The organism is Paeniglutamicibacter sulfureus, assembly GCF_039535115.1.
GTDB classification, from domain to species: Bacteria; Actinomycetota; Actinomycetes; order Actinomycetales; family Micrococcaceae; genus Paeniglutamicibacter; species Paeniglutamicibacter sulfureus.
Window position 1 is genome coordinate 1,397,569 of record NZ_BAAAWO010000001.1, and the last position, 21,161, is coordinate 1,418,729.

The 21,161-nt window shown below is 64.2% G+C and carries 19 protein-coding genes and 2 pseudogenes; 16 read left to right on the forward strand and 5 right to left on the reverse strand.

Going from position 1 to position 21,161, the window contains the following annotated elements; all coding sequences use genetic code 11:
- The first annotated feature begins 40 nt into the window (after positions 1 to 40).
- The gene (locus ABD687_RS06330) at positions 41 to 1,045 is read left to right on the forward strand and encodes an Lrp/AsnC family transcriptional regulator (protein ID WP_264271697.1); all 1,005 of its coding nucleotides are present in this window, start codon (positions 41 to 43) and stop codon (positions 1,043 to 1,045) included.
- Between the two features lie 90 nt (positions 1,046 to 1,135).
- Here the strand turns inward: ABD687_RS06330 and ABD687_RS06335 are convergent.
- Positions 1,136 to 1,438: pseudogene (locus ABD687_RS06335) on the reverse strand (IS982 family transposase); the annotation flags it as partial.
- Positions 1,439 to 1,664: 226 nt separating this feature from the next.
- A complete protein-coding gene (locus ABD687_RS06340) occupies positions 1,665 to 2,696 on the reverse strand; it encodes an AsnC family transcriptional regulator (RefSeq protein WP_310292646.1) in 1,032 nt (343 codons plus the stop codon).
- Between the two features lie 105 nt (positions 2,697 to 2,801).
- On the opposite strand from ABD687_RS06340, the gene ABD687_RS06345 reads away from it, so the two are divergent.
- Positions 2,802 to 4,055, forward strand: a complete 1,254-nt coding sequence (locus ABD687_RS06345; protein WP_264271699.1) for a metal-dependent hydrolase family protein — start codon at positions 2,802 to 2,804, stop codon at positions 4,053 to 4,055.
- Positions 4,052 to 5,623: an AbgT family transporter gene (locus ABD687_RS06350; RefSeq protein WP_344760971.1), complete on the forward strand. Its 1,572-nt coding sequence runs from the start codon at positions 4,052 to 4,054 to the stop codon at positions 5,621 to 5,623. The genes ABD687_RS06345 and ABD687_RS06350 overlap by 4 nt, the downstream gene beginning before the upstream one ends.
- Positions 5,624 to 5,937: 314 nt before the next feature.
- On the opposite strand, the gene ABD687_RS06355 is transcribed toward ABD687_RS06350, so the two are convergent.
- Positions 5,938 to 7,026 carry a M20/M25/M40 family metallo-hydrolase gene (locus ABD687_RS06355; RefSeq protein WP_310292641.1) on the reverse strand — a complete coding sequence of 363 codons (1,089 nt, stop codon included), beginning with the start codon at positions 7,024 to 7,026 and terminating at the stop codon, positions 5,938 to 5,940.
- 417 nt (positions 7,027 to 7,443) lie between these two features.
- On the opposite strand from ABD687_RS06355, the pseudogene ABD687_RS06360 reads away from it, so the two are divergent.
- Both ABD687_RS06360 and ABD687_RS06365 read left to right on the forward strand, forming a co-directional pair.
- A pseudogene (locus tag ABD687_RS06360) lies at positions 7,444 to 8,828 on the forward strand (IS3 family transposase).
- A gap of 32 nt (positions 8,829 to 8,860) precedes the next feature.
- Positions 8,861 to 10,414 carry a hypothetical protein gene (locus tag ABD687_RS06365; RefSeq protein ID WP_310292638.1) on the forward strand — a complete coding sequence of 518 codons (1,554 nt, stop codon included), beginning with the start codon at positions 8,861 to 8,863 and terminating at the stop codon, positions 10,412 to 10,414.
- Between the two features lie 121 nt (positions 10,415 to 10,535).
- Here the strand turns inward: ABD687_RS06365 and ABD687_RS06370 are convergent, their stop codons facing one another.
- On the reverse strand, positions 10,536 to 10,697 hold the full coding sequence (locus ABD687_RS06370) for a hypothetical protein (RefSeq protein WP_310292636.1): 162 nt from the start codon (positions 10,695 to 10,697) through the stop codon (positions 10,536 to 10,538).
- A gap of 1,016 nt (positions 10,698 to 11,713) precedes the next feature.
- Between ABD687_RS06370 and ABD687_RS06375 the strand changes: the two genes are divergently transcribed.
- From ABD687_RS06375 to ABD687_RS06415, 9 genes are all read left to right on the forward strand, one after another.
- Positions 11,714 to 11,929, forward strand: coding sequence for a Flp family type IVb pilin (locus ABD687_RS06375; RefSeq protein WP_310292634.1), 216 nt, complete (start codon positions 11,714 to 11,716; stop codon positions 11,927 to 11,929).
- Between the two features lie 92 nt (positions 11,930 to 12,021).
- Complete coding sequence (locus ABD687_RS06380; protein WP_310292632.1) at positions 12,022 to 12,396, forward strand: TadE/TadG family type IV pilus assembly protein; 375 nt, start codon at positions 12,022 to 12,024, stop codon at positions 12,394 to 12,396.
- Positions 12,384 to 13,412 (forward strand): TadE/TadG family type IV pilus assembly protein, encoded by a 1,029-nt coding sequence (locus tag ABD687_RS06385; protein WP_310292630.1) that lies wholly within the window; start codon positions 12,384 to 12,386, stop codon positions 13,410 to 13,412. Before ABD687_RS06380 ends, ABD687_RS06385 begins: the two co-directional genes overlap by 13 nt.
- A 9-nt stretch (positions 13,413 to 13,421) precedes the next feature.
- Positions 13,422 to 14,159, forward strand: coding sequence for a Flp pilus assembly protein CpaB (gene cpaB / locus ABD687_RS06390; protein WP_310292629.1), 738 nt, complete (start codon positions 13,422 to 13,424; stop codon positions 14,157 to 14,159).
- Positions 14,156 to 15,358, forward strand: a complete 1,203-nt coding sequence (locus ABD687_RS06395; protein ID WP_310292627.1) for a CpaE/TadZ family protein — start codon at positions 14,156 to 14,158, stop codon at positions 15,356 to 15,358. The genes cpaB and ABD687_RS06395 overlap by 4 nt, the downstream gene beginning before the upstream one ends.
- Positions 15,355 to 16,881 carry a TadA family conjugal transfer-associated ATPase gene (locus ABD687_RS06400; RefSeq protein WP_310292624.1) on the forward strand — a complete coding sequence of 509 codons (1,527 nt, stop codon included), beginning with the start codon at positions 15,355 to 15,357 and terminating at the stop codon, positions 16,879 to 16,881. Before ABD687_RS06395 ends, ABD687_RS06400 begins: the two co-directional genes overlap by 4 nt.
- A gap of 9 nt (positions 16,882 to 16,890) precedes the next feature.
- Positions 16,891 to 17,817 carry a type II secretion system F family protein gene (locus ABD687_RS06405; protein WP_310292622.1) on the forward strand — a complete coding sequence of 309 codons (927 nt, stop codon included), beginning with the start codon at positions 16,891 to 16,893 and terminating at the stop codon, positions 17,815 to 17,817.
- Between the two features lie 10 nt (positions 17,818 to 17,827).
- Entirely contained in the window at positions 17,828 to 18,709 is an 882-nt protein-coding gene (locus ABD687_RS06410; protein WP_377700409.1) for a type II secretion system F family protein, read from the forward strand.
- A 289-nt stretch (positions 18,710 to 18,998) separates the two neighbouring features.
- Positions 18,999 to 19,385: an Hpt domain-containing protein gene (locus ABD687_RS06415; RefSeq protein WP_310292620.1), complete on the forward strand. Its 387-nt coding sequence runs from the start codon at positions 18,999 to 19,001 to the stop codon at positions 19,383 to 19,385.
- A 7-nt stretch (positions 19,386 to 19,392) separates the two neighbouring features.
- Here ABD687_RS06415 and ABD687_RS06420 read toward each other — a convergent pair whose 3' ends face one another.
- The gene (locus ABD687_RS06420) at positions 19,393 to 20,163 is read right to left on the reverse strand and encodes a response regulator transcription factor (protein WP_310292618.1); all 771 of its coding nucleotides are present in this window, start codon (positions 20,161 to 20,163) and stop codon (positions 19,393 to 19,395) included.
- Between the two features lie 331 nt (positions 20,164 to 20,494).
- Here ABD687_RS06420 and ABD687_RS06425 point away from each other — a divergent pair, with 331 nt between their 5' ends.
- Entirely contained in the window at positions 20,495 to 20,800 is a 306-nt protein-coding gene (locus tag ABD687_RS06425) for a hypothetical protein (protein WP_310292616.1), read from the forward strand.
- Positions 20,793 to 21,035 (forward strand): hypothetical protein, encoded by a 243-nt coding sequence (locus tag ABD687_RS06430; protein WP_310292614.1) that lies wholly within the window; start codon positions 20,793 to 20,795, stop codon positions 21,033 to 21,035. Before ABD687_RS06425 ends, ABD687_RS06430 begins: the two co-directional genes overlap by 8 nt.
- The last annotated feature ends 126 nt before the right edge of the window (positions 21,036 to 21,161 follow it).

The following is a 21,161-nucleotide window of genomic DNA, read 5'->3' on the forward strand; positions in this document are numbered from 1 at the left end:
TTCCGCCAGTAGGGCGAAAAATCGATCAGAAAAGACGCTAATGGACCTATCTGAAGACGACCGCGCCCTGATCAATGTGTTGCAGTTGGCCCCGCGGATCAGCTGGCAGGATGCCGGCTACGTCCTGGGCAGGCACCCAACCACGCTGGCGGCGCATTGGGAACGGCTCCGGACCGCGGGCTTGGCGTGGGTGACCGCGCATCTGCTCGGCGATCCTGCCCACATGACCCTGAGCTTCGTCGAGATCGACTGCGAGCTGCGCCGCCGGGACGAAGTGGAGGCGGCCCTGTGCGCCATTCCGGAGGTGCTCTCCGTGGAGGAATCGGCGAGCAACCGTGATCTCGTCCTCACCGTCACCACGCCCAGCTGGGCGGACCTGACCGGCCGTGTCCTCCCCCAGATCGCCCGTATCCCCGGCATCGTCAAGTACCGGAGCGCCATGTGCACGGCCATGCACGCCACCGCGGACCGCTGGAACCTGGAGGCGCTCAGTGCGCCGCAGCGCGCCCGTCTGCGCACCCTCGTCTCTCCCAGCGCTAGCAGCTACGCCGGGCCCCCGCCGTCTTCGTACTGGCCGATCGTCCAGGTCCTCAGCCGCAACGGAAGGGCGACGGCGATGGAAATTGCGGAGGCCACCGGGCTGCACCCGGTCACCGCCCGCCGGCAACTGAACCGCGTGCTGGGCGGCGGCACGCTCCTGTTCCGCTGCGACGTCGCCCAGAACTACTCCGGCTACCCGGTCAGCTGCCAGTGGTTCGCCAGCCTCCCGCCGGAGGAGCGGGACAGCGCCGTCGCGGTCCTGCGCGGCTTCCGCAGCCTGCGGCTCTGCGCCTCGACCACCGGCACCAGCAATTTCACCTTCGTCATGTGGATGCGCTCGGCGGCGGAGGTCCTGGGCATCGAGGACCAATTCCTCGCCGCCGTCCCTCGCGCACGGATCATCGAAAGCTCGCTCACGGTGAAGTTCCCCAAGCGCGTCGGCGTAATGCTGAATCCCGATACGACGGCGACCGGCGAGGTAGTAGTGCCGGCACTGCCCCGTTGACTCGGCCGCACCATGCCCGTCACCGGCCCTCCCACTCACCGGTTCACGTAGCGATCCCCTTCGTCCCGCCCACTTCGGCCCGAAGCAAGCTCAGTCATGACAGTGCTGCAACCAGGGACGCTTTCCAGATGCTCGTCCTAAGGGGTCGCCGGTTTTCCAGTTGTGCCAGATGCCCGCCGAGAGGGCCAGGAGCTTTGAGGCCACGCGGGCGTAGAGCCCCTCGAGGGTTCGCGCTCCGTGGTGTTCGAGGCCGAGTTGTCCCTTGAGGGTGTCGAAGACCGACTCGATCCATTGGCGGATGCCACCGAATCGTCCGAGGCTGGGTCTTTCGTCCTTGCGGTCCGGTCGGATCAGGTGCGCTCCGAGGTCCTCGGTGACGAAGCGCTCGAACTCTGCCAGCGAAGTCCGTACTTCATGAAAACGCTTCCAAGCAAATGCCCATGCTGGGCGTACCAATTAACAGACCCCAGCCCAAAACATGGGCTGGGGTCTGTCCTGTCCTCGGCACCGACCAGGACCTATCCATCTAGTCGTTTGCGGGGTCGTCGTTCGGTTCTTGTGCGACCTGATGGTTGCGGATTATTCTTGGCCCGCGGTGTGCCGTGGCAGGGCAAGTTCCTCAGAACCCCACGGGAAGCACCTCGCCAAAAAGTCCGGATTCGGTGATGCGCGCACCATTATATTTAAAGGTCCGCAAGACGATGCGCCGGTCATCGATCGTCAGCCCGGGAATCGCGCGCAGGATCTTGCGTTCGACGGCGAGTGATTCCGAGGGGTTGTTCAGCCACACCACCATGTGGATGTTGTTGGCGCCGGTCACCGCCACCATGATGCGGATTTCCGGTAGCTCGGCCGCGATGTTGCGATCGATGAGCAAGATGTCGTCGGGGGACATCGAGCCCCAGAACACGGCGCTGACATTGCGGCCAAGTGAGTGGCGCACAATGTCACAGCGCACGTTGATGTAGTTTCCCCCGATGAGCCGGTTGACCCGACGCGCCGCCGCGGGCGGGGTGATCCCGGCACGGTGGGCGATTTCCTTGAAACCCATGCGCCCGCTGATGCTCAGCGAACGCAGGATTTCCTGGTCGATCTCATCCATGGCGACCCGAACTCCACCCTCGCGGGATTCCGGTTTGCTCGCAAGCAGGTACAGCTTGCGCATCGCGGCCGGCGGCAACGCACGAAAATGCCAATTGCTGGCATCCATTAGCTGGTCTGTCACGGTTCGCACCGAATAGTGCAATACCCCGTCCAGGGAGCCAATGGTGGTGAGCAGGAAATCGGCCAGGGACTGCCCGGGGGCAGCCACCGTCACCAAAAGATGCGCGGATCCGGCAATAAACTGGATCGTCATGGTCCGGTGATCCTTGAACAATTCATCGGCCACTTGGATGACTTGGCTGTTGCGGCACGTCAGCTCGATAAAAGCCATTTCCATCTGTGCCGCCATGCCCGGTCCAGGCGCTATCGAGATGCGCGCCAGGCCCGCATTGGTGATGTGTTCCCAGCGCCTCGCCAACGTAGTGGCATGCACGCCGAGGATTACAGAAAGATCGCTCCAGCTGGCGCGCGGCGCCAGCTGGAGCGCATTGACGAGCTCAAGGTCATTTTCGGTCAGGCCGTCGATTTCCTGCAAATTCTTGGTCACTGAACTATTTTCCTGCATCTTCGAAGAAAGTCAGGTCTTTCTCTTAGCGTTTAGTTCGACTTATGACACAGCACACATGGAGGAAACTTGCCGCAGCAGCGACAAATGGTGATTGAACACGTCACCCTGATTGATGGCACGGGCGCCGCTCCGGCACAGATGCACACCGTCATCTTGCGTGGGCGCAAGATCCAGTGGGTTGGACCGGACGCCGAGGCGCCGCTCACGGACACCGAGGCGGGCCGTATTGACGGGCGCGGTCAGTTCCTGCTCCCTGGGTTCATCGACTCGCACGTCCACCTGGCAATGCCTGCCGGCCAGCTCAGCGGAACCGCCATGTTGCACCTGCCCCCGCGATATGGCTACTATGCCGCCATCCCGTTGCTGCGCGCCACCCTCGATGCCGGTGTCACCACCGTGCGCGACCTGGGCGGCATTGACATGGCAACCGAAGTTGCCATTGAACGCGGGCTCATTGAAGGCCCCGAAATCATCTTTGCCTACCGCGCGCTGGGACCCACCGGCGGCCACGGTGACTTCCGCACCTGCTGCGGCTTCAACCAGGGCGAGGCAATCTCCCCCAACGGCGACATCGGTTTCCTGACCGACGGGGTCGACGAGGCCCTGCGCAACACGCGTGAGGTCATGCGTCTGGGCGGCAAGGTCATCAAGGTCATGGCCAGCGGCGGCGTGTGGTCCCCGCGTGACACCCCTTGGCACGACGGCCTCAACATTGCCGAGATGCGCGCCATCGTCGAGGAAGCAGGGAGCCATGGCGTGCCCGTGGCAGCCCACGCCCAGTCGGCGCGCTCCATCTCCAACGCACTCGTTGCGGGGGTCCGGAGCATCGAGCACGGCTACGAAATCGACGACCAGGCCATCGAGCTGATGCTTGCAAAGGACAGCTTCCTGGTTCCCACACTGAGCACCGGAACCATCCCCCCGGATCCGGCCAGGGCCGCTTCCTACGCGGTGGAGAAGAAGCTTCGCCTGCAGGAAAAACTCCACGGCTGCGTTTCGAAGGCCATCTCGGCCGGTGTCAAGGTCGCATTGGGGACCGACGCCGGGGTCTGCGAACACGGCACCAACCTCGCCGAGCTCGGACACCTAGTCGACTTCGGAATGTCCCCGATGGATGCACTCGTGGCCGGAACCCTGAATGCGGCAAAGCTGCTGCAGCTGGAGGACCGAGTCGGCTCCATCGAGCTGGGCAAGGACGCCGACTTGGTGCTGACAAACGTCGATCCGTTGAATTCCATCCATGCGCTGGCCGACCCCAAAAATATTGATATCGTCTTTGCCAAAGGACGGATGGTCAAGGACATCCGGGCCTCAGTCCCCGCAGGAGTAGGCGCATGAGCACATTGATGCGCAAGAAACAGGCACCCGCGCCCGTCACGGAGAAAAAGAAGTTCGGTGCCGCCACCCTGGACCGCATAGAGCGGGCAGGCAACAAGCTGCCAGAGCCTTTCGCGCTCTTCCTGTACCTCTTCCTGGCCGTCGGACTCATTTCCACGGTGGTGTCCTGGTTCAACGTGAGCACCACGCTGCCCGGCGCCGAGGCACCGACGCTCATCAAGGGGCTGTTCACCGGCGAAGGCATCACCTGGCTGATGACCACCGCGGTTGAGAACTTCATCGGGTTCCCGCCCCTTGGCGTGGTGGTCACCCTGTTACTGGCAGTTGGCGTTGCCGAACGCACTGGCCTGCTGCTGGTGTTGGTGAAGTCAACCCTGGGCCGCGCCCCGGGGTGGGCGCTGCCCTACGTCATAGCTTTGGTGGCGTTGTGCGCGCACATCATGTCCGACGCCTCGATCCTGGTGATCCCGCCGATCGCCGCGCTGGTGTTCCGTGCCGCGGGCCGCAACCCGGTTGCGGGCCTGCTCGGCTCCTACGCAGTTGGCATTGCCGCATTTAGCTGCACCCCGTTCATCACTTCCACCGATGCCTTGCTGGCCGGCATTTCCAATGCCGCTGCCGCCCCGGTGTCCGGCCTGGTGCTGCCCGTGACGGCCGTTTCAAACTTGTTCCTGAACATCGTGTTGGCTGGCGTGCTCACGGTGGCCGGCGGCCTGGTCATCGACAAGGTGCTTGAGCCGCGACTGAACCGTACCGGTGTCGGTGTCAATGCCGCGGCTGCGGACGAAGCCAGCCCGGATGTCACCGCCGCGGAAAAGTCAGCCCTGCGCTGGGCAGGGCTTGCCCTGCTGGTGGTTGTCGGCCTGTTCCTGGCGCTGGCACTTCCGGCCGGCGCCCCGTTGCGCAATGAAGCCGGCGGGTTCCTGCCCAAGTCCCCGTTGCTGAGCTCAGTCATCTTCATCGTTTTTTGCGTCTTGCTGGCTCCGGCCATTGTCTATGGCGCCCGCCTGCGTCTGGTAACCAATATCCAGTCGGTCGTGGAGATGATGGGACAGGCAGTAAAAGACGCGGTGTCTTTCATTGTGGTCGCCTTTATCCTGGCCCAATTCCTGGCCCTGTTCACCTGGTCCGGCCTGGCGTCCTGGGTGGCTGTCAACGGCGCACAAACGCTCAAGGACGTGAACTTCACCAGCTACGGGGCGATCATTGCGTTCATTGCGGCCGTCTCGATCCTCAATCTCTTGATTTCCTCGGGGTCGTCCCTGTGGACGCTGATTGCCGCGGTGTTCATCCCGATGTTTGCCCTCATTGGCTACGAGGCCGGGTTTGTCCAAGCGGCCTTCCGCGTGGGGGATTCGGCCACACAGGCACTGACCCCGTTGAACCCGTACTTGGTTGTCATCCTCGGTTTCCTGCGCAAGTACGAACCAGAGGCCGGCATCGGTTCCATCATTGCCCGCATGCTGCCGTTCACCGCGGTCTTCTGGGTCCTGTGGGTATTGGTATTAACACTATTCTTCGTCACCGGCACTGGCACCGGACCGGGCATGGACATCATGGTCGACTGACGTTCCTTGTTTTCACCGTAAACGCAAGGTAGGGCAGGTTGCCAGGGATGATTGGCAACCTGCCCTACCTTGCGTTTACGGCCGGTGCGCGGTGCCCATTCGTTCCCGGCCATCGGCATGTCCGGTATCGGTATGACAGACAGAACCAAGCGAGGGCGCGACGGTGAAGGGGCGTGGCACTCATCATCCGCTCCATAGAGGGAGTCAGCATGTCGACTACTTTTTCGCAGGGCGAAGAAGCAGCCGCCTAACTCTGCGATGTCTCATTACCTTGGAAGTGGAACACCTTCCCTCGGATGAGGCTTCGCGGCGGCTCAGCCGGCGCCCTCCTCCGTTGCCGCGCCCTTGGCCAGGTCGTTCTCGGTGCCGCCGAGCGAAACCGTCGCGCCCATGAGCGTTTCGGTCATTTGCTCCAGCACGGCCATGTCGACGTTGTCGATGGTGTCGCAGGCCTGGTGGTAGCACTCGTCGTACTGCTCCCCGGCCTGCCCGCCGAAGGTGCGTGCCTCGGCCTCGCTCTTGGTCCCCGCGTCGCCGGTAAACAGGCCCCCGGACGGGATGCCGGCCTTCACGAACGCGTCGTAGTCCGAATCCTCGATGAACCCGACCGGTAGCGCCTGGACCCCCTCGGCCTGAAGGATGTCCCGGAACACCCGTTCGATGGCGCCAGACCCCTCCGGCCCGGCCTCCATGCCGTCCGAGCCGTCGCCGTCGAACACGAAGAACGCCGCATTCGGCGAGCCCACCATGTCGACGTTCAAGTAGGCAACGTGCGCGGCGGTTTCCTTGCGGGAGAGTTGCTCGACGTAGTAGTCCGAGCCGTGCATTCCGCCCTCCTCGCCGCCCCAGAACGCGAACCGGATCCGCTCCCGCGGCACGGAGCCCTCCTCCGCGAGCCGCAGCGCGACCTCGAGCACCGCGGCGACCCCGCTGCCGTTGTCGTTGATCCCGGGTCCTTCCTCGACCGAGTCCAGGTGCGCGCCGAGTACCAGCACGCCGTCGGAGCTGCTGCCGGTGTCGGCCAGGATGCTGAACGCCTCCACGGGGTTGCGCCGGCCGTAGCTGAACTCCTGACGCCGCGGCTCGTACCCCGCCGCACGCAACTGCTCCTCGACGTACGCCGCCGAGGCCTCGTAACCTCCGGTGGCGTCTGCCCGGTTCCCCCCATTCGCGTCCGCCGCATCCTGGAACGCCTCCAGGTGCCGGGTCAGCGCACTTGGTTCCACCACTTCCTGCACGAAAGAAGGGTCTGGCGGGGCCTCCACCGTCACCGGCGGCCGTGACTCGCCCGAACATGCGGCAAGGCCGCCGGCCAGTGCCGCGCACAGCGCAACGGTCCACAGCCGGGTGCGGTGATGAGGATGGTTGTGGAAACGCTGCGGAACGGATTCTGAACGTCGCATGTGATCTACCCCAAGTCTGCGTCTTCGACGCTCATGGGCACATTCTAGGGCGGGAGGACTAACCACCCACATAGCACCTGCCTGTGCCTTTGCTGTGAGCGGCTGGCCAGAGGCTGACCCTTGGGCGAGGTGTGCCCACGTGGACGATTGTATTCCCGGGCCAGAGCATACCCATTTTGCGTCTTCATCTGTAGGATCACGTAATACCTGACGACCGGGAACATTGATCCCACCACAGATCCGGAGTGTTCCCATGCGAGCTGCCCTGCGCTACCTCACGGTCGGCATCACCCTACGTGTCAGGCTGGAGCGGTACCAGGGTGACAGAGCAAGTCGGCTCGATCGCGTAGGGCGAGAACCAGGAAACCAATCTGTATGTCTAATCTAGTTTTGGCCGAAGTGCGCCAAGATGGATCCATGAGTAGTTCCGGACCGCGTGCCGGTGGACCGACCCCTCGCAGGTCGTATACCCCCGCGCAGAAGCTTGAGTTGTTGGCCCAGTACGAGGACGCCTGCACCCGGCAGGAAGGCGGTGCGTTCCTGCGGGAGCAGGGGGTGTATTCCTCGCAGATCACCGAGTGGCGCAAGCTGCGCGACGCCGGCGTGCTGCAGGGCAAGACGGCCGGGGAGAAAATCGGGAAACTGTCCCCCGAGCAGGCCGAGATCGCGCGTTTGCGCCGCCAGCTGGAGGTGAGCGAGAGCCGGTTGAAACGATCGGAGGCAGCCCTTGGTGTGATGGGAAAACTGCACGCGTTCTTGGAGACGATCTCCGAGGACACCAACGACGATCCGAAGTCCAAGAAGCGTTGACGGGCGCCTACGTGCAGCTGGTGGAACTGGCAGTCCCGACGCGGCGGGCCGCTACCTTGCTCGGGCTTTCGCGCACCACGATCTACCGCAAGCCCGCAGCGCCGAGGGACCACGATCCGGTGGTTCCGCCGAACAAGCTCAGCGCCACGGAGCGGGCCGAGATCCTCGCGGCCTTGAACTCGCCTCAGTTCGTGGACCTGGCGCCCCTGCAGGTCTATGCGAAGTTGCTGGACGCCGGGATCTACCTGGGCTCGGTCTCCACGTTCTACCGGGTCCTGGAGGAAAACCGGCAGGTCAAAGAACGCCGGAAACTCGCCAAGCATCCGCCCCGGGCCATCCCGGAGCTGGTGGCCACCGCCCCCGGTCAGGTGTATTCGTGGGACATCACGAAGTTGGCCGGCCCGGTCAAGGGCAAGTACTTCGACTGCTACCTGATGATCGATATCCACTCGCGGTTCATTGTCGGCGCGCACGTGCACGCCACCGAAGCGGCTATCCTGGCGGCGGAAATGATGAAGGAGATCTTCGGCATCCACGGCATCCCGCAGGTGGTCCACGCCGACCGCGGCACCTCGATGACGTCGAAGACCGTCGCCGCGCTGCTCTCGGATCTGGAGGTCACCAGATCGCATTCCCGACCCCGGGTGAGCAACGATAATCCCTACTCAGAGTCAATTTTCAAGACAATGAAGTATGGTCCGACGTTCCCGGAGCGCTTCGCGTCCCTGGGCGATGCGAGGGCCTTCATCAGCGGCTTCGTCGACTGGTACAACCATCACCACCAGCACTCCGGCATCGGGTTCCACACCCCTGCCAACGTGCACTACGGCTTCGCCGCCGGCGTCGCGGAGAAACGCTCGCAGACCCTGGCAGCGGCCCGCGCCGAACATCCCCACCGATTCGCCACGACCACCGACCCCAAGATCCTGGCCCTGCCCGGGCCGGCATGGATCAACCAACCAAAGGAAACCACCGAAAAAACAGCGGCCTAACGGCCGCCTAACTCACCTTGGTACCGCTTGACTTGAAAAATTCCGTCACCGCGGCGTCCCTGCTCTTGGCAGGCACCCCTGCAGTCACGGCAGCTCCAGCGGCCCGTGTGGCCACGGAAACCGCGTTTGCCATTCCCAGTGAGTACGACGTGGAAGGCAAGATCGAAAGCATTGCGTCTCCGGCGTGGACGTCGAACCCAGACCTCGACGGGTGGGTCTTCGCCGGGGATACCGTCACCGCCGTCGCGAACATCCCCGAGGGTGCGACAGCCACCTATGAATGGTTCGAGGGCAAGGACGGCATCGCGGTGGCCACCGGGGTGACAACGCAGACCTACACGACCCCGCTGATTTCCCGTCACATCATGGTCCGCATCCAGATCACGGCAGCTGACGGAACCGTCGCCGAGCAGCTTGGCGTGTCTTGGGTTCACCGCGCGTCGGTGAGTACCGGCACCTACGAGTTCGAGAACAAGCCGGTGATCGGTGAACGCCTCTATTGGAAGGTCACCCCGGTCCCAGGCACACCCGAATGGGCAGCACCGACCTCTTATCAGTCGGAGCTTTTCAGGGACCTGTTCCAAAACGTCGGGCACCCCCGCTACGAAGGCAACGGCCGCTTCTCAGCACTGGTCGGTTTGGACCTGGGAGGCAAGGAGATCAAGGCATGGGTCTACGGCGTTAGCGATCCCGCCAACCCATACTTCGGTTACAACGGCGCGGCCACCGGGCCAGGCCTAGTTGTCCCCCATGGCAAACCACGCCAAGGCAAAGTGAACCTGCCGGCCACCATCCGTGTCGGCGACCGCGTCCTAGCTTCCACCGGCCCCGGATGGGCGCCCATCTTCGTCGCTGGCGCAGTGGCGCTGACCATCGATGGAGAGACCTACCAAAACGATTCGATCGAGTGGGACTATGAGGCGAAAGACCTCGGCAAGACCGTCACCTACGAAATCCTCCAATTCAACGAGCCAGCAAACCACTGGGTGTCCATCCTGAAAAAGTCTTACAAGGTTGGCCACGGCATCATGCCCGCTCCCAACCTGAAGATCGGCTCGACTGGGAAGCTCGACACACGTACGGCGAAAGTTGGCACACGGATCTACGCGAACCTGCACGGCGGAAAACTGCTCCCCGGACAGAAGGTCACTTACCAGTGGTTGCGCGATGGAAAGCCCATCGCCGGGGCAACCAGACGTGTCTACGTGTTGGCCGCGGCCGATTACGGGAAGACCGTCTCCTTCAAGACGACGATCACGGCTCCCGCGTACATCACCAAAACCGCGACCCTGAAGATCGGCACCAAGGTCACCGTGGCCCCGTCAAAGCCCGGGAAGGTGACTGTCGCCGGCACCCGGCGTCCAGGCAAAACGGTGAAGGCCGTGGTCTCCTCCTGGGCTCCGGGATCAAAGCTCAACTATCAATGGCTGCGCAACGGCAAGGCGATCAAGGCCGCCACCAAGAGCAGCTACAAGCTCGCCAAGGCCGACGCGTCTAAAAACGTGTCCGTGAAGGTCACCGCAAAACGCCACGCCTACACGACGATCTCAAAGACCAGCTACACCGTGAAGATCGCGAAGAAGTAGCCGAACCGCCCTCATTTCGCTCCCCAAAAACATGCCGATTGCTCCAGCTATTGAGAAGTGAAACGCCGCCGCCAGGACGACGGCGTGCAGTCACTTGCGTAGGAATATAGGAAGGTCTTCCTCAGGAGGGAGAAGATGCTTTACGGCCATTCTTGGCTGGCTTGGAAGCACCGTACTTCTTCTCGTAGCCCTCACGAAGTTGGGCAACGAGAATCTTTTCCGCTGTGGTGATGGGGTCGGCCTTGCCTTGTTTTATCCGGTCCTCTAGCGCGCTGACCTGCATGGGCTCTCTAGCCATCGTGATGCACCTCCGTTTGCTCAATTGTCCCGCACGCGGGGTGGAGTGTCCACGTCGCCAACTGGGTCCCTGCTCTCCACACCTTCTCCGGAAACAGCTTCGGTCACGGCGAGAATGAGTCGGTATTCAGTCCTGGTGGCTTCGGACGATAGCGCAGTCAGGGCTTCCAAACCGATGATGCGGTCAACATACTTGTCGGACCTGGCGAGCGTGAGGGCCCATTCGGCCCGGTCCCACCACTCCTGCCGTTTCGCTGCCGTGCGCGATGTTCTGGCCCCGAGCAAGGCGGCCCCATAGGCGATCCCTGCTCCCCCTAGCGCGAATATCCCGGCCACAGGAGGTCCGGACCAAAAATCTCTCCAGAAGGGATCGTCCAGGACAAATGGCGGAAACAGCCGACCGATGATTCCCCCTGCGACGGCAGCGCCAAGAAGATAGCAAACTAGTTTCCATCTGCGGCCCAGTGTCATTTCAATCCTGCCCTCTGAAACCAACCAGCCAGGTGGCACCTGCCGGTCTCCGCAGGTACGCGCCGGAACGCTCTGCCGGCAGCCACTTGGTTCGGCAACGACGGGCACGGTTGCCGACGTGGAGCCTGCCGCCAAGGCACGTTGGGAATCCTCCGCCGGCGCTGGTGGATGCGCCACCACCCGTGGGTGTCGGATCGTCCCGTGGCCAAGTATGCATACGCGAAATCTATCCCATGCCGCCGATATTTTCTGCGGTTGAACGCCAAGGACCATGGGGTTTCGACGCAGTTTCAGAAGAGTCGTAAACCCGGCCGCCGGTCAACCACGAGAATCGGCCCAAATGCCGGTTTGGTTCAGGTTAAGCGCAGGAAAAACGCAGCTTCCCAAGGGTTGGTACAGGCTTCCCCGAGGAAAGCCACAGGTCCCGTCTTAACCCCGAAATGCCTTGCTATGTTTTTTTCAGCGCGGTGCACGAAGCAAGTCCAAACACCCCGCACAAACAACACACCACTTCATTTCAGGAGCTCCCCCATGCTGCACGTTTACGCAACCCTCCAGACCCTCGGCTTCCGCATCAAGAACCGCCTCCAGCGCGACGAAACCGGCGCCACCGCCGTTGAGTACGGCATCATGGTCGGCCTCATCGCAGTCGTCATCGTCGGGGTCGTTGGATTCCTCGGTGACGACTTGCTGGGCCTGTTCGAGGACGTCAGGACCGGACTCGCCGGCGGCACCCCCACCGTGTAGTCCTTTCCCAAACAAAAGCTCCGTGGTGGCGGGGCGTTCTCGCCCCGCCACCACAGCATGTTTCATCCACCCAAACCCGGAAGGCCCAGGCCATGACACAGCAGAACGAACGCGGTTCCGCTGCCGTTGAATTCGCCATTGTCCTTCCCGTCCTTCTCATGCTGGTCATGGGCATCATCGAGTTCGGGCATGCCTACAACGCCCAACTCACTCTGACCCAGGCCGCCCGCGAGGGCGTCCGGGTCATGGCCATCTCCAATGATCCGGTCAAGGCGCGCTCGGCCACCAAGATGGCCGCCACCTCCCTGTTCTCCTCGATCACGGATGGAAACGTGGCCATCTCCCCCGCAGCCTGCACGCCCGGCACCCAGGCCAGCGTCACCATCACCTACCCGCTGTCAACCATCACCGGCATCGTCTCCCCCATCACGCTCACCGGCAAGGGGGTCATGCGGTGCGGAGGCTAAGGAAATCCCCGGATTCCGAACGGGGAACCGTTAGCGTCATGACCGCCCTGCTGCTGGTCGCCCTGCTCGGCTTCACCGCCCTCGTGGTGGATGTCGGAATGCTCTATGCCGAAAAGGCCCAGCTGCAAAACGGCGCGGACGCCGCGGCGCTGGCCGTTGCACAGGAATGCGCGCTCAGCCTGGCCAGCACCAACTGCGCCACCGCCTCTCCGCTGGCCGCAGGCTACGCGAAATCCAACGCCAACGACGGGCTCAGCAACATCCAGTCCGTCCAGCTGAACAAGAGCGCGGGCACTGTCACCGTGACCACAGGAGCCCAGCAGGCAGGCGGCGAGGCCAACAATGTCTCGCTGTCCTTCGCCCGCATCCTGGGCTTTGACTCGGCCGAAGTCGGCGCCACCGCCGGAGCCCAATGGGGCAGCCCGGTGGCAGGTCCCACCGTTTTCCCCGCGGCATTCTCCGTCTGCCAGGTCGAAGGCCACGTCGACGGCGGACTCCAACGCCTGGGGTTGCACGGCGGGTCCTACGCCAACCCGGGCTGCAACTACGGACCCGCGGGGGCACCTGTCCCCGGCGGCTTTGGCTGGCTGGCCCAGATCCCCGGGCAGTGCGGCGGCTACATCGACCTGCTGATCCAGGAAGGCGGCAGCGCCCCTGGCAACAGCGAGCCGCCCAACTGCACCTCGGTCCTGAACCGCTGGGCCGCCGAGATCACTGCCGGCGGCCGTCCCACGGTTCTGCTTCCGGTCTTCAACCTCGCCGTCGGAACCGGCTCCGGGGCCGTCTACAAGATTTCCTCCTTCGCTGCCTTCGAGGTCGCCGGCTGGAAGTTCACCGGTGGGTCCTCGCTGCCCTCCGTATTCCGCAACACCACCGCCTACGCCGGTTCCCAGGCCTGTACAGGGGACTGCCGCGGCATCATCGGCAAGTTCGTCCGCTACGTGTCCCTCGACGAGGGACACATCCTGGGACCGGTGAACCGCTATGGTGCCACCGTCGTCCGAATGACCCACTAGGAGCTTTTCTTGAAATCCCGACTTTTGGGCGGTGTTGCCGCCGCCGTCCTCGCGCTGCTCGGCGCCGTCCTTGTCTACTCCTATGCCGCCAACGCCGACGCGCGCGCCATGGCGGAACTGACGCCCACCAACGTCTTGGTCGTTCGCCAGGCCGTTCCCGAGGGAACGTCCGTCGCCGACCTCGGCGAATCCCTGGCCCTCGAAGCCAGGCCCGCGGGCACAGTGCCCGCCGGGGCGCTAGCCGCCTTGGACAATGTCGCCGGCCAGGTGACGGCCGCGGATCTGGCACCCGGCGAGGTGTTGCTCTCCAGCCGGCTCGTCGATCCTGCCTCCCTGCAAACACCCGGCACCGTCGCGGTGCCCCAGGGCCTGCAGGAAGTCACCTTCGCCCTGGAGCCGCAGCGGATGGTCGGCGGCAACGTCACCGCCGGAAGCACCGTCGGGGTCTTCGTTTCCTTCGACAAGGGGGCGATGAAGGACGACGCAGGTTCCCCGGCCACGGGCCGGGTCTTCCACAAGATGCTCGTCACCCGGCTCCAACGGGCAGACGCCGCAGTGGAACCGGCCGAAGGTGCCCAGGCCATGCCCGCCGGCACCATGCTCGTCACCGTCGCGGTGACCGACCGCGATGCCTCGAAGCTCATCCACTCCGCCGAATTCGGCCGGATCTGGCTGACCAACGAACCCAAGGATGCCCAACAGGAATCCCGTCCCCAGCCAGTTCGCCTATCGGAGGTGTACCCGTGAGCCGTTTCGTCCTGATCTCCCCGGATGCCCAGTTTGACCAGCTCGTCCGCGCCGCCGTCGAAGGCGGCCTGCACGGTGGAGTGCGCTCCTTCCTGACCACCAGCGTGCCCACCGACCCCCGGCAATTGTTGGAATCCCTGGAACAGGCCCCCGAGGTCCTGGTCCTGGGTCCTGGCATCCCCGTCGAGGAGGCCCTCCGCCTGGCCACCGTCTTCGATGTCCAGTGCCCGGAAATCAGCGTCGTCCTCGTCGCCGACTACGACCCCGAACTCGTGGTCCTGGCCATGCGCGCCGGCATCCGCGACGTCCTGGCACCCTCGGCCGACATCGCCCAGGTCGCATCCGTGCTGGACCGCGCCTGCCAGGCGCACTCGGCACGCAGCCGCCACCACCACCAGCCGGCGAGCGCCGAGCCGCAGGAGAAAAAGGGGCAGGTGATTGGCGTGTTCTCCCCCAAGGGAGGCGTGGGCAAGACCACCGTGGCCACCAACCTTGCCGTGGGCCTGGGAAAGATCGCGCCCATGGGCGTCGTCATCGTCGACCTTGACCTGCAATTCGGCGACGTCGCCTCCGCGTTGTCACTGGATCCCGAGCACACCGTGATGGACGCCGTGTCCGTCTCAGCCAGCCAGGACACCTTGGTCCTCAAGGCCTTCTTGACCGTCCACCCCGCCGGGCTCTACGCGCTGTGCGCATCGAAGAACCCCGCCGACGCCGACCACGTCACCAGTGGGCACATCGAGCGCCTGCTCGACCAGCTGGCCGGGGAATTCCAGTACGTCATCGTGGACAGCGCCCCCGGTCTCACCGAGCTCGCCCTCACCGCCATGGAACGCTGCACCGACGCCGTGTGGGTCAGCGGCATGGACGTGCCCAGCGTGCGCGGCCTGCGCACCGGGCTCGATGTGCTCAAGCAGCTGGAGATCCTCCCCGAAACCCGCCACGTGGTGCTGAACATGGCCGACCCCAAGACGGGGCTGACCATCGGCGACATCGAGACCTGGATCGGCGCCCCGGTTGACGTGAGCATCCCCCGCTCGCGGACCGTGGCATTCTCCACGAACCGCGGCATCCCGGTGCTCCAGGAATCCAAGTCCGACCGCGCGGTCAAGGGCTTCGCCCACCTGACCCGGCGCTTCGATCCGCAATGGCGGGCCCAACCCGCCCGCAAGCTCCACCGACGGGTGGTTGTCCGATGAAACTCTCCGAGCGACTCAGCGCCGCGGAAAACGTTGCTCCCTTGAACCGTGCCGTTGGCGCCCGCCAGCCGGCAACCCAACGCCTGGACTCCGCCGTGCCCCAGGCGGCTTCCGTCCCCATGCCCGCAGCCAAGACGGTCCTGCACTCGGCCGCGCCCGCTGACATCTACAAGCCGGCCGTGCAGGCACCGGCCGTCGGTTCGGCGAGCGTGAAGTCCGCGATCTCCCACCCGGTGGATGCCTATGCCGGGCTGAAGCAGCGTGCCGCCAAGGCACTGTTCGAACGCATGGGAAGCCGCTTCAACGATTCCACCCTGACCGAGGAGGACCTGCGCGCCAGCGCCCGCGAGGAACTGGTCCAGGTCATCGACGCCGAAAAGGTCCCGCTCTCCCCCGCCGAACGCTCGCGCCTGATCAACGACGTGGCCAACGACGTGCTGGGCTACGGTCCGCTGCAGCAGTACCTGGAGGACGAGGACGTCACCGAGATCATGGTCAACCGCATGGACAGGATCTACGTGGAGCGCAAGGGCAAGCTGGTCCTGAGCGACTCGCGCTTCAGCTCCGAGGAGCACCTGCGCAAGGTGATCGAGCGCATCGTGGCCAAGGTGGGCCGCCGCATCGACGAGTCCTCCCCGCTGGTCGATGCCCGCCTGGAGGACGGGTCGCGTGTCAACGCGATCATTCCGCCGCTGGCGGTGGGCGGTTCCTCCCTGACCATCCGAAAGTTCAGCAAGATCCCGCTGACGGTGCAGGACCTGATCCGCTTCGGGACGCTGACCCCGGCGATGGCGGAACTGCTCAATGCCTGTGTCAAGGCGAAACTGAACATCATCGTCTCCGGGGGCACCGGCACGGGCAAGACCACCTTGCTCAACGTGCTGTCCTCCTTCCTGCCCGACACCGATCGCATCGTCACCATCGAGGATGCCGTCGAACTCCAGATCCAGCAGGACCACGTCGTGCGCCTGGAAAGCCGCCCGCCCAACACGGAAGGTAAAGGCGAAGTGACCATCCGCGAACTGTTGCGCAATTCCCTGCGCATGCGCCCGGACCGGATCGTGGTGGGCGAGGTCCGCGGCGGCGAATCCCTGGACATGCTCCAGGCCATGAACACCGGCCACGACGGCTCGCTCTCCACGGTGCACTCGAACTCGCCCCGCGACGCCATCGCCCGCCTGGAGACCCTGGTCCTGATGGCAGGCATGGACCTTCCGTTGCGCGCCATCCGCGAACAGATCGCCTCCGCCGTGCACCTGATCATCCAGATCTCCCGGCTGCGCGACGGCACGCGGCGCATCACGCACGTGACCGAGGTCCAGGGCATGGAGGGAGATATCGTCACCCTGCAGGATGCCTTCGTCTTCGACTTCGCCGCCGGCATTGACGATGACGGGCGCTTCCGCGGCACGCCGGTCCCCACCGGCATCCGGCCCACGTTCATGGACAGGTTCCAGGACATGGGCATCCAGGTTTCGCCCGCCGTCTTTGCCGGCCGGCAACACGCCGTCGCCAACGCCTAGGAGGGCGAGATGGAACTCATGATCGGATTGGCCTTCGTGCTGCTGGCCCTGGGCCTGGCACTGGGTATCGTGTTTCGGCCGGCACGGGTTGCCGTGGACCGCCGTGCCCCCGTGGACGTCCCACCCACCACCGGGCTTTCCCGGCTTGCCGGCGGAACCACCGGATTCCTCGAAAACCTGCTCGCCCGGCGCAAGCTGCGGATCTTCAGCAGCGAGGCGCTGGAAAGCGCCGGACTGCGCCTGCGCCAGAGCGAGTTCCTGGTGCTCATGGCCTCCGCCGCGCTCGTCGCCATGGTGCTGGGCATGCTGCTGGCCGGGCCTTCCCTGGGCGTGCTCTTTTTCCTGCTGGTCCCGGCGCTAGGGCACCTGCACCTGCAGCGTCGCACCGCCAAGCGCCGCCACGGATTCGGCGAACAATTGGTGGACACCCTGCAACTGCTCTCCGGCAGCCTGCGTGCGGGGCACAGCATCCTGCGCGCCATGGATGCTGCAGCCCTGGAGTCCCCGGCCCCGACGTCCGAGGAGATGCGGCGCATCGTCTCGGAAACCAGCCTGGGCAGGGACCTGCTGGCCTCGCTGAACGACACCGCCACCCGGATGCAGAGCGAGGACTTCCGGTGGATCGCCCAGGCCGTGCAAATCAACCGCGAGGTCGGCGGAAACCTGGCCGAGGTGCTGGACCAGGTCAATGAAACCATCCGCGAACGCAGTGAGATCAAGGGACAGATCGCGTCCCTTGCCGCCGAGGGCAAGTTCTCGGCCTACATCCTCATGGCCATGCCCGTGGGCATCATTGCCATGCTCATGGTCATCAGCCCCGGCTACATGACCCCGCTGTTCACCCAGCCCCTGGGCTGGGTGATGATGGGCGCCTCCGTCGTCCTCATGACCGTCGGCGGGCTGTGGATGCGCAAGATCATCGACTTGAAGTTCTGAGGACCGGAAAATGCCACTCATCGTCACCGCCGGCGCGTTGCTGGTCGGCTTCGCCATGCTCTACCTCGGTCTCGCGTTCTTCTCGGTCGACCGCAAGGGCCAGGCCGCCAGCAGGCAAAACCTGCGCCGCGGCCACGACCCGGAGGAAACCGCTGCCCGGCCGGAGACCGGCCTGCTGGTGCGGATCGGCAGACGCCTGACCCCCGAGGCGTATGTCCGCCGACTCGACAAGCTGATTTCCCTGGCCGGGCGCCCGACCTCCATGCCACTGGACGGCCTCCTGGCGGTGAAACCCGCACTCGGGTTGGCCGGCGCGGTCCTGGGGTTCCTTTTCGGCCTGGATCCGCACCCGGTCATGAAGATCATGGGCCTCGCGGTGTTCGTCGCTGCATACTTCATCCCCGACCTGCTGTTGATCAGCAACGGGCAGAAACGGCAACAGGAACTGCAGCTTGAACTGCCCAATACGCTCGACCAGATGCTGATCAGTGTTGAGGCCGGCCTCGGATTCGAGGGTGCCGTGTCTCGGGCCGGTGAAAACGGCCGGGGACCCTTGGCACAGGAATTGATCCGCACCCTACAGGACATGCAGGTCGGCCGTTCCCGCCGGGATGCGTACACCGCTCTCGCCCAGCGAACCAACGTCCCCGAATTGCGCAGTTTTGTCCAGGCCGTCGTCCAGGCGGATGCCTACGGCATCGCCATCAGCCAGGTCCTGCGGGTGCAAGCCAAGGTCATGCGCGTCAAGCGGAGGCAACGTGCCGAGGAGAAGGCCATGAAGTTGCCGGTCAAGATCCTGTTCCCGCTCCTGTTTTTCATCTTTCCCGTTCTCTTCATCGCCATCCTTGGACCGGCGGTGATCAATGCCATCGCAACGTTCAGCGGTCAATGACCCCCACGGAAGGAACCTCATGACATCTTCACCCCGAGTGGGCCGCGCTAACGCTCCCGCGGGCCAACTGCCATTGGCTCCAACCACTGATCAGGTGGTCTTTAACGGCGTTTACGACGTCTTGTCCCATTGCCAAACGCAGGATTCACGCAGATTGTCCCGGTTCTCCGGATTTGCCCTTATCTTGCCCAGTCCCAGCGGATATCCTAAGGCAATGCACACTCCGTCCACCGCCCCGCTCATGGGCCTAACCGACACCATGGCAGGGGTCGCCAGAGAAGACTCGCCAATGTCCACCTTGCCATCACCCAACGGCCAGCCCCTGGTGGATTTTGCGGTGCTCCGGGAGCTCGAGCAGCAAGTCGACGACCCGTCGATCGTCGTGGACTTCGTCCACGACTTCGTGGATCTGTGGAAATCGCGTTATGAACGGTTGGCCCAGGCACTGGAGCTCCTGGACCCGGATACTGCGCTGGACGCTTTGATCAGCATCAGGACTGCCGCTGCCATGGCGGGAGCCGTGCGCCTCGCAGGGGTCGCGCGGGAAATGGGGGAAGCGGTCAAACGCGGCGATGAAGCGGCGGCCGTCGACCTGTTGCCTGGCCTCGAGGTTTGCGGCCAGCAGACCTTGCTTCAGTTGCAGGAGCATTACCCCAAGCCGAAGGAACAGGGCTAGGGGCGAATCATTCCTCGTCCGGATGGGGTGCCGCCAGGCGGTATCCCACTCCGCGCACCGTCAAGAGCCACTGCTGGTGGCGGGCGTTCCCGCCGAGTTTTCGGCGCAGGTTCCCGATATGCACCTCGATGGCGCGTTCATCGACATCGCTGACGTATCCGCGTCCGCCGCCGCGTGGCGTCTCACCGCGAACGACCTGGACCAAATCGGATTTCGTCCGAACCGTGCCGATGTTTCTCATGAGGTCCTGCAGCAGGTCGAACTCGCTTCTGGTCAGTGACAGCTCTGCGTCGGACAGGCGTGCCGTCCGCGCTTCGCTGTCCAGGACCAGCGCACCGTGGTGAAGTGTTGAACGCTTCCTCACCGGGGTAGGCGCCGCCGGGCTTTGTGTCTCGGGCTCCTGGGTGCCGGCACGCGGACGTCGCAGCATCGCCGCCACGCGGGCACGTAATTCCCGGGGACGAAACGGCTTCGTCATGTAATCATCGGCGCCGGCCTGCAAGGCGGTCAGTGTGTCCGCCTCATCGTCCCTGCCCGTCAACATGATGACATAGCAGTCGCTGGCCTGGCGGATGCGGCGGAGCACTTCATGGCCGTCGATGTCCGGCAGGCCAATATCCACGGTCACGACGACGGGGTTTTGTTCCCGGACCAGTGCAACGCCTTCGAGCCCCGTCGTCGCCGCCCTCACCTCGAACCCGGCTTGTTGCAGCACCGCCACCACGAGGTTGCGTAAGTCGGCATCATCCTCAATGACCACGACGGTCCCTTGATTCATGGTCCGCTTCCTCCGCCCTTGGTGAATGCTGAATACGAATGACACCTCCCCACGGGCTACCCCCTAAATAATTACCAGCCGTTCTGTGAAACTACAAGTGAAATACGTGGTTGGCGGTCACGGCGATCCCCGGGCAATAGGGATTCGTGCCGAATCCCGCGTTCCCGCCGGCACGGTTGATCGACCGTGCCGACGGGCATGGGGCACCGATGGCCCGCCGACCGGCAAAAGCCTAGGCACCCCTGGGGCCGCGGTCCTAGACTGGCCGGACGAAGGCGGTGGGCCGGGGCGTGTGATGTCCGGCCCGACGCCTCCAACTGGAGGAGAACGCATGACAAACGTGAACCCCGAAAACGCCGAGGACGGAACTTCCGGCCTTGATGACGTCATTGATCCGGAAGGCTCTGCCTTGCCGCCATCGTCCCGACGCGGCCATGCCAAGGTCCCGGAGGGCCTGGACGACGATGACTTCGCGGCAGCCGAGCAGCAAGAGCGGGTGGCAGCCGGACTGGAGGACTACAACCCGGCAGATGTGCCCCCGGCGGCCGACCCGGTCCCGGCCGGTTCCTCGGAGGAAGCCGAATACGCCCAACGCGGACTGAACGACACGAGTGAAAAGGAGAATCCACATGGCTGAACGTGGAAGCGATAAGCACAGTGCGGAGCTTGACGAGCAGATGAAACAGGAAGCCGAGGGCGGCCTCAAGGGCGTCAAGCCCAGCCACCGGGAAGAGTTCCGCCAGAGCGAACCCTTCACCGACGAGACCGATCCGGCTCAAGTACAGGAGGCCACGGAGCGCGACGACCTCGCCTCGGACTCCCCAACTCGCACAACACCGAATCCGGGGATGACTAAGACGGCAGGTCAATAAAATGACAGGCCAATAAAATCAAGTATGGACATGGCGGGTCCCCGGATTCTTGTTTCCCGGGGACCCGCCACGTCCAAGGCCAGGGATCCTGGAGGATTCGATCGGCGGACCGGGAGCGCAGACAGT

Excerpts from the sequence above, each read along its gene's own strand:
- ABD687_RS06330 (WP_264271697.1), top strand. The coding sequence starts at position 41 with ATGGACCTATCTGAAGACGACCGCGCCCTGATCAATGTGTTGCAGTTG.
- ABD687_RS06345 (WP_264271699.1), top strand. The coding sequence starts at position 2,802 with ATGGTGATTGAACACGTCACCCTGATTGATGGCACGGGCGCCGCTCCG.
- ABD687_RS06350 (WP_344760971.1), top strand. The coding sequence starts at position 4,052 with ATGAGCACATTGATGCGCAAGAAACAGGCACCCGCGCCCGTCACGGAG.
- ABD687_RS06355 (WP_310292641.1), bottom strand. The coding sequence starts at position 7,026 with ATGCGACGTTCAGAATCCGTTCCGCAGCGTTTCCACAACCATCCTCAT.
- ABD687_RS06370 (WP_310292636.1), bottom strand. The coding sequence starts at position 10,697 with ATGCAGGTCAGCGCGCTAGAGGACCGGATAAAACAAGGCAAGGCCGAC.
- ABD687_RS06375 (WP_310292634.1), top strand. The coding sequence starts at position 11,714 with ATGCTGCACGTTTACGCAACCCTCCAGACCCTCGGCTTCCGCATCAAG.
- ABD687_RS06380 (WP_310292632.1), top strand. The coding sequence starts at position 12,022 with ATGACACAGCAGAACGAACGCGGTTCCGCTGCCGTTGAATTCGCCATT.
- ABD687_RS06400 (WP_310292624.1), top strand. The coding sequence starts at position 15,355 with ATGAAACTCTCCGAGCGACTCAGCGCCGCGGAAAACGTTGCTCCCTTG.
- ABD687_RS06405 (WP_310292622.1), top strand. The coding sequence starts at position 16,891 with ATGGAACTCATGATCGGATTGGCCTTCGTGCTGCTGGCCCTGGGCCTG.
- ABD687_RS06410 (WP_377700409.1), top strand. The coding sequence starts at position 17,828 with ATGCCACTCATCGTCACCGCCGGCGCGTTGCTGGTCGGCTTCGCCATG.
- ABD687_RS06415 (WP_310292620.1), top strand. The coding sequence starts at position 18,999 with ATGTCCACCTTGCCATCACCCAACGGCCAGCCCCTGGTGGATTTTGCG.
- ABD687_RS06420 (WP_310292618.1), bottom strand. The coding sequence starts at position 20,163 with ATGAATCAAGGGACCGTCGTGGTCATTGAGGATGATGCCGACTTACGC.
- ABD687_RS06425 (WP_310292616.1), top strand. The coding sequence starts at position 20,495 with ATGACAAACGTGAACCCCGAAAACGCCGAGGACGGAACTTCCGGCCTT.
- ABD687_RS06430 (WP_310292614.1), top strand. The coding sequence starts at position 20,793 with ATGGCTGAACGTGGAAGCGATAAGCACAGTGCGGAGCTTGACGAGCAG.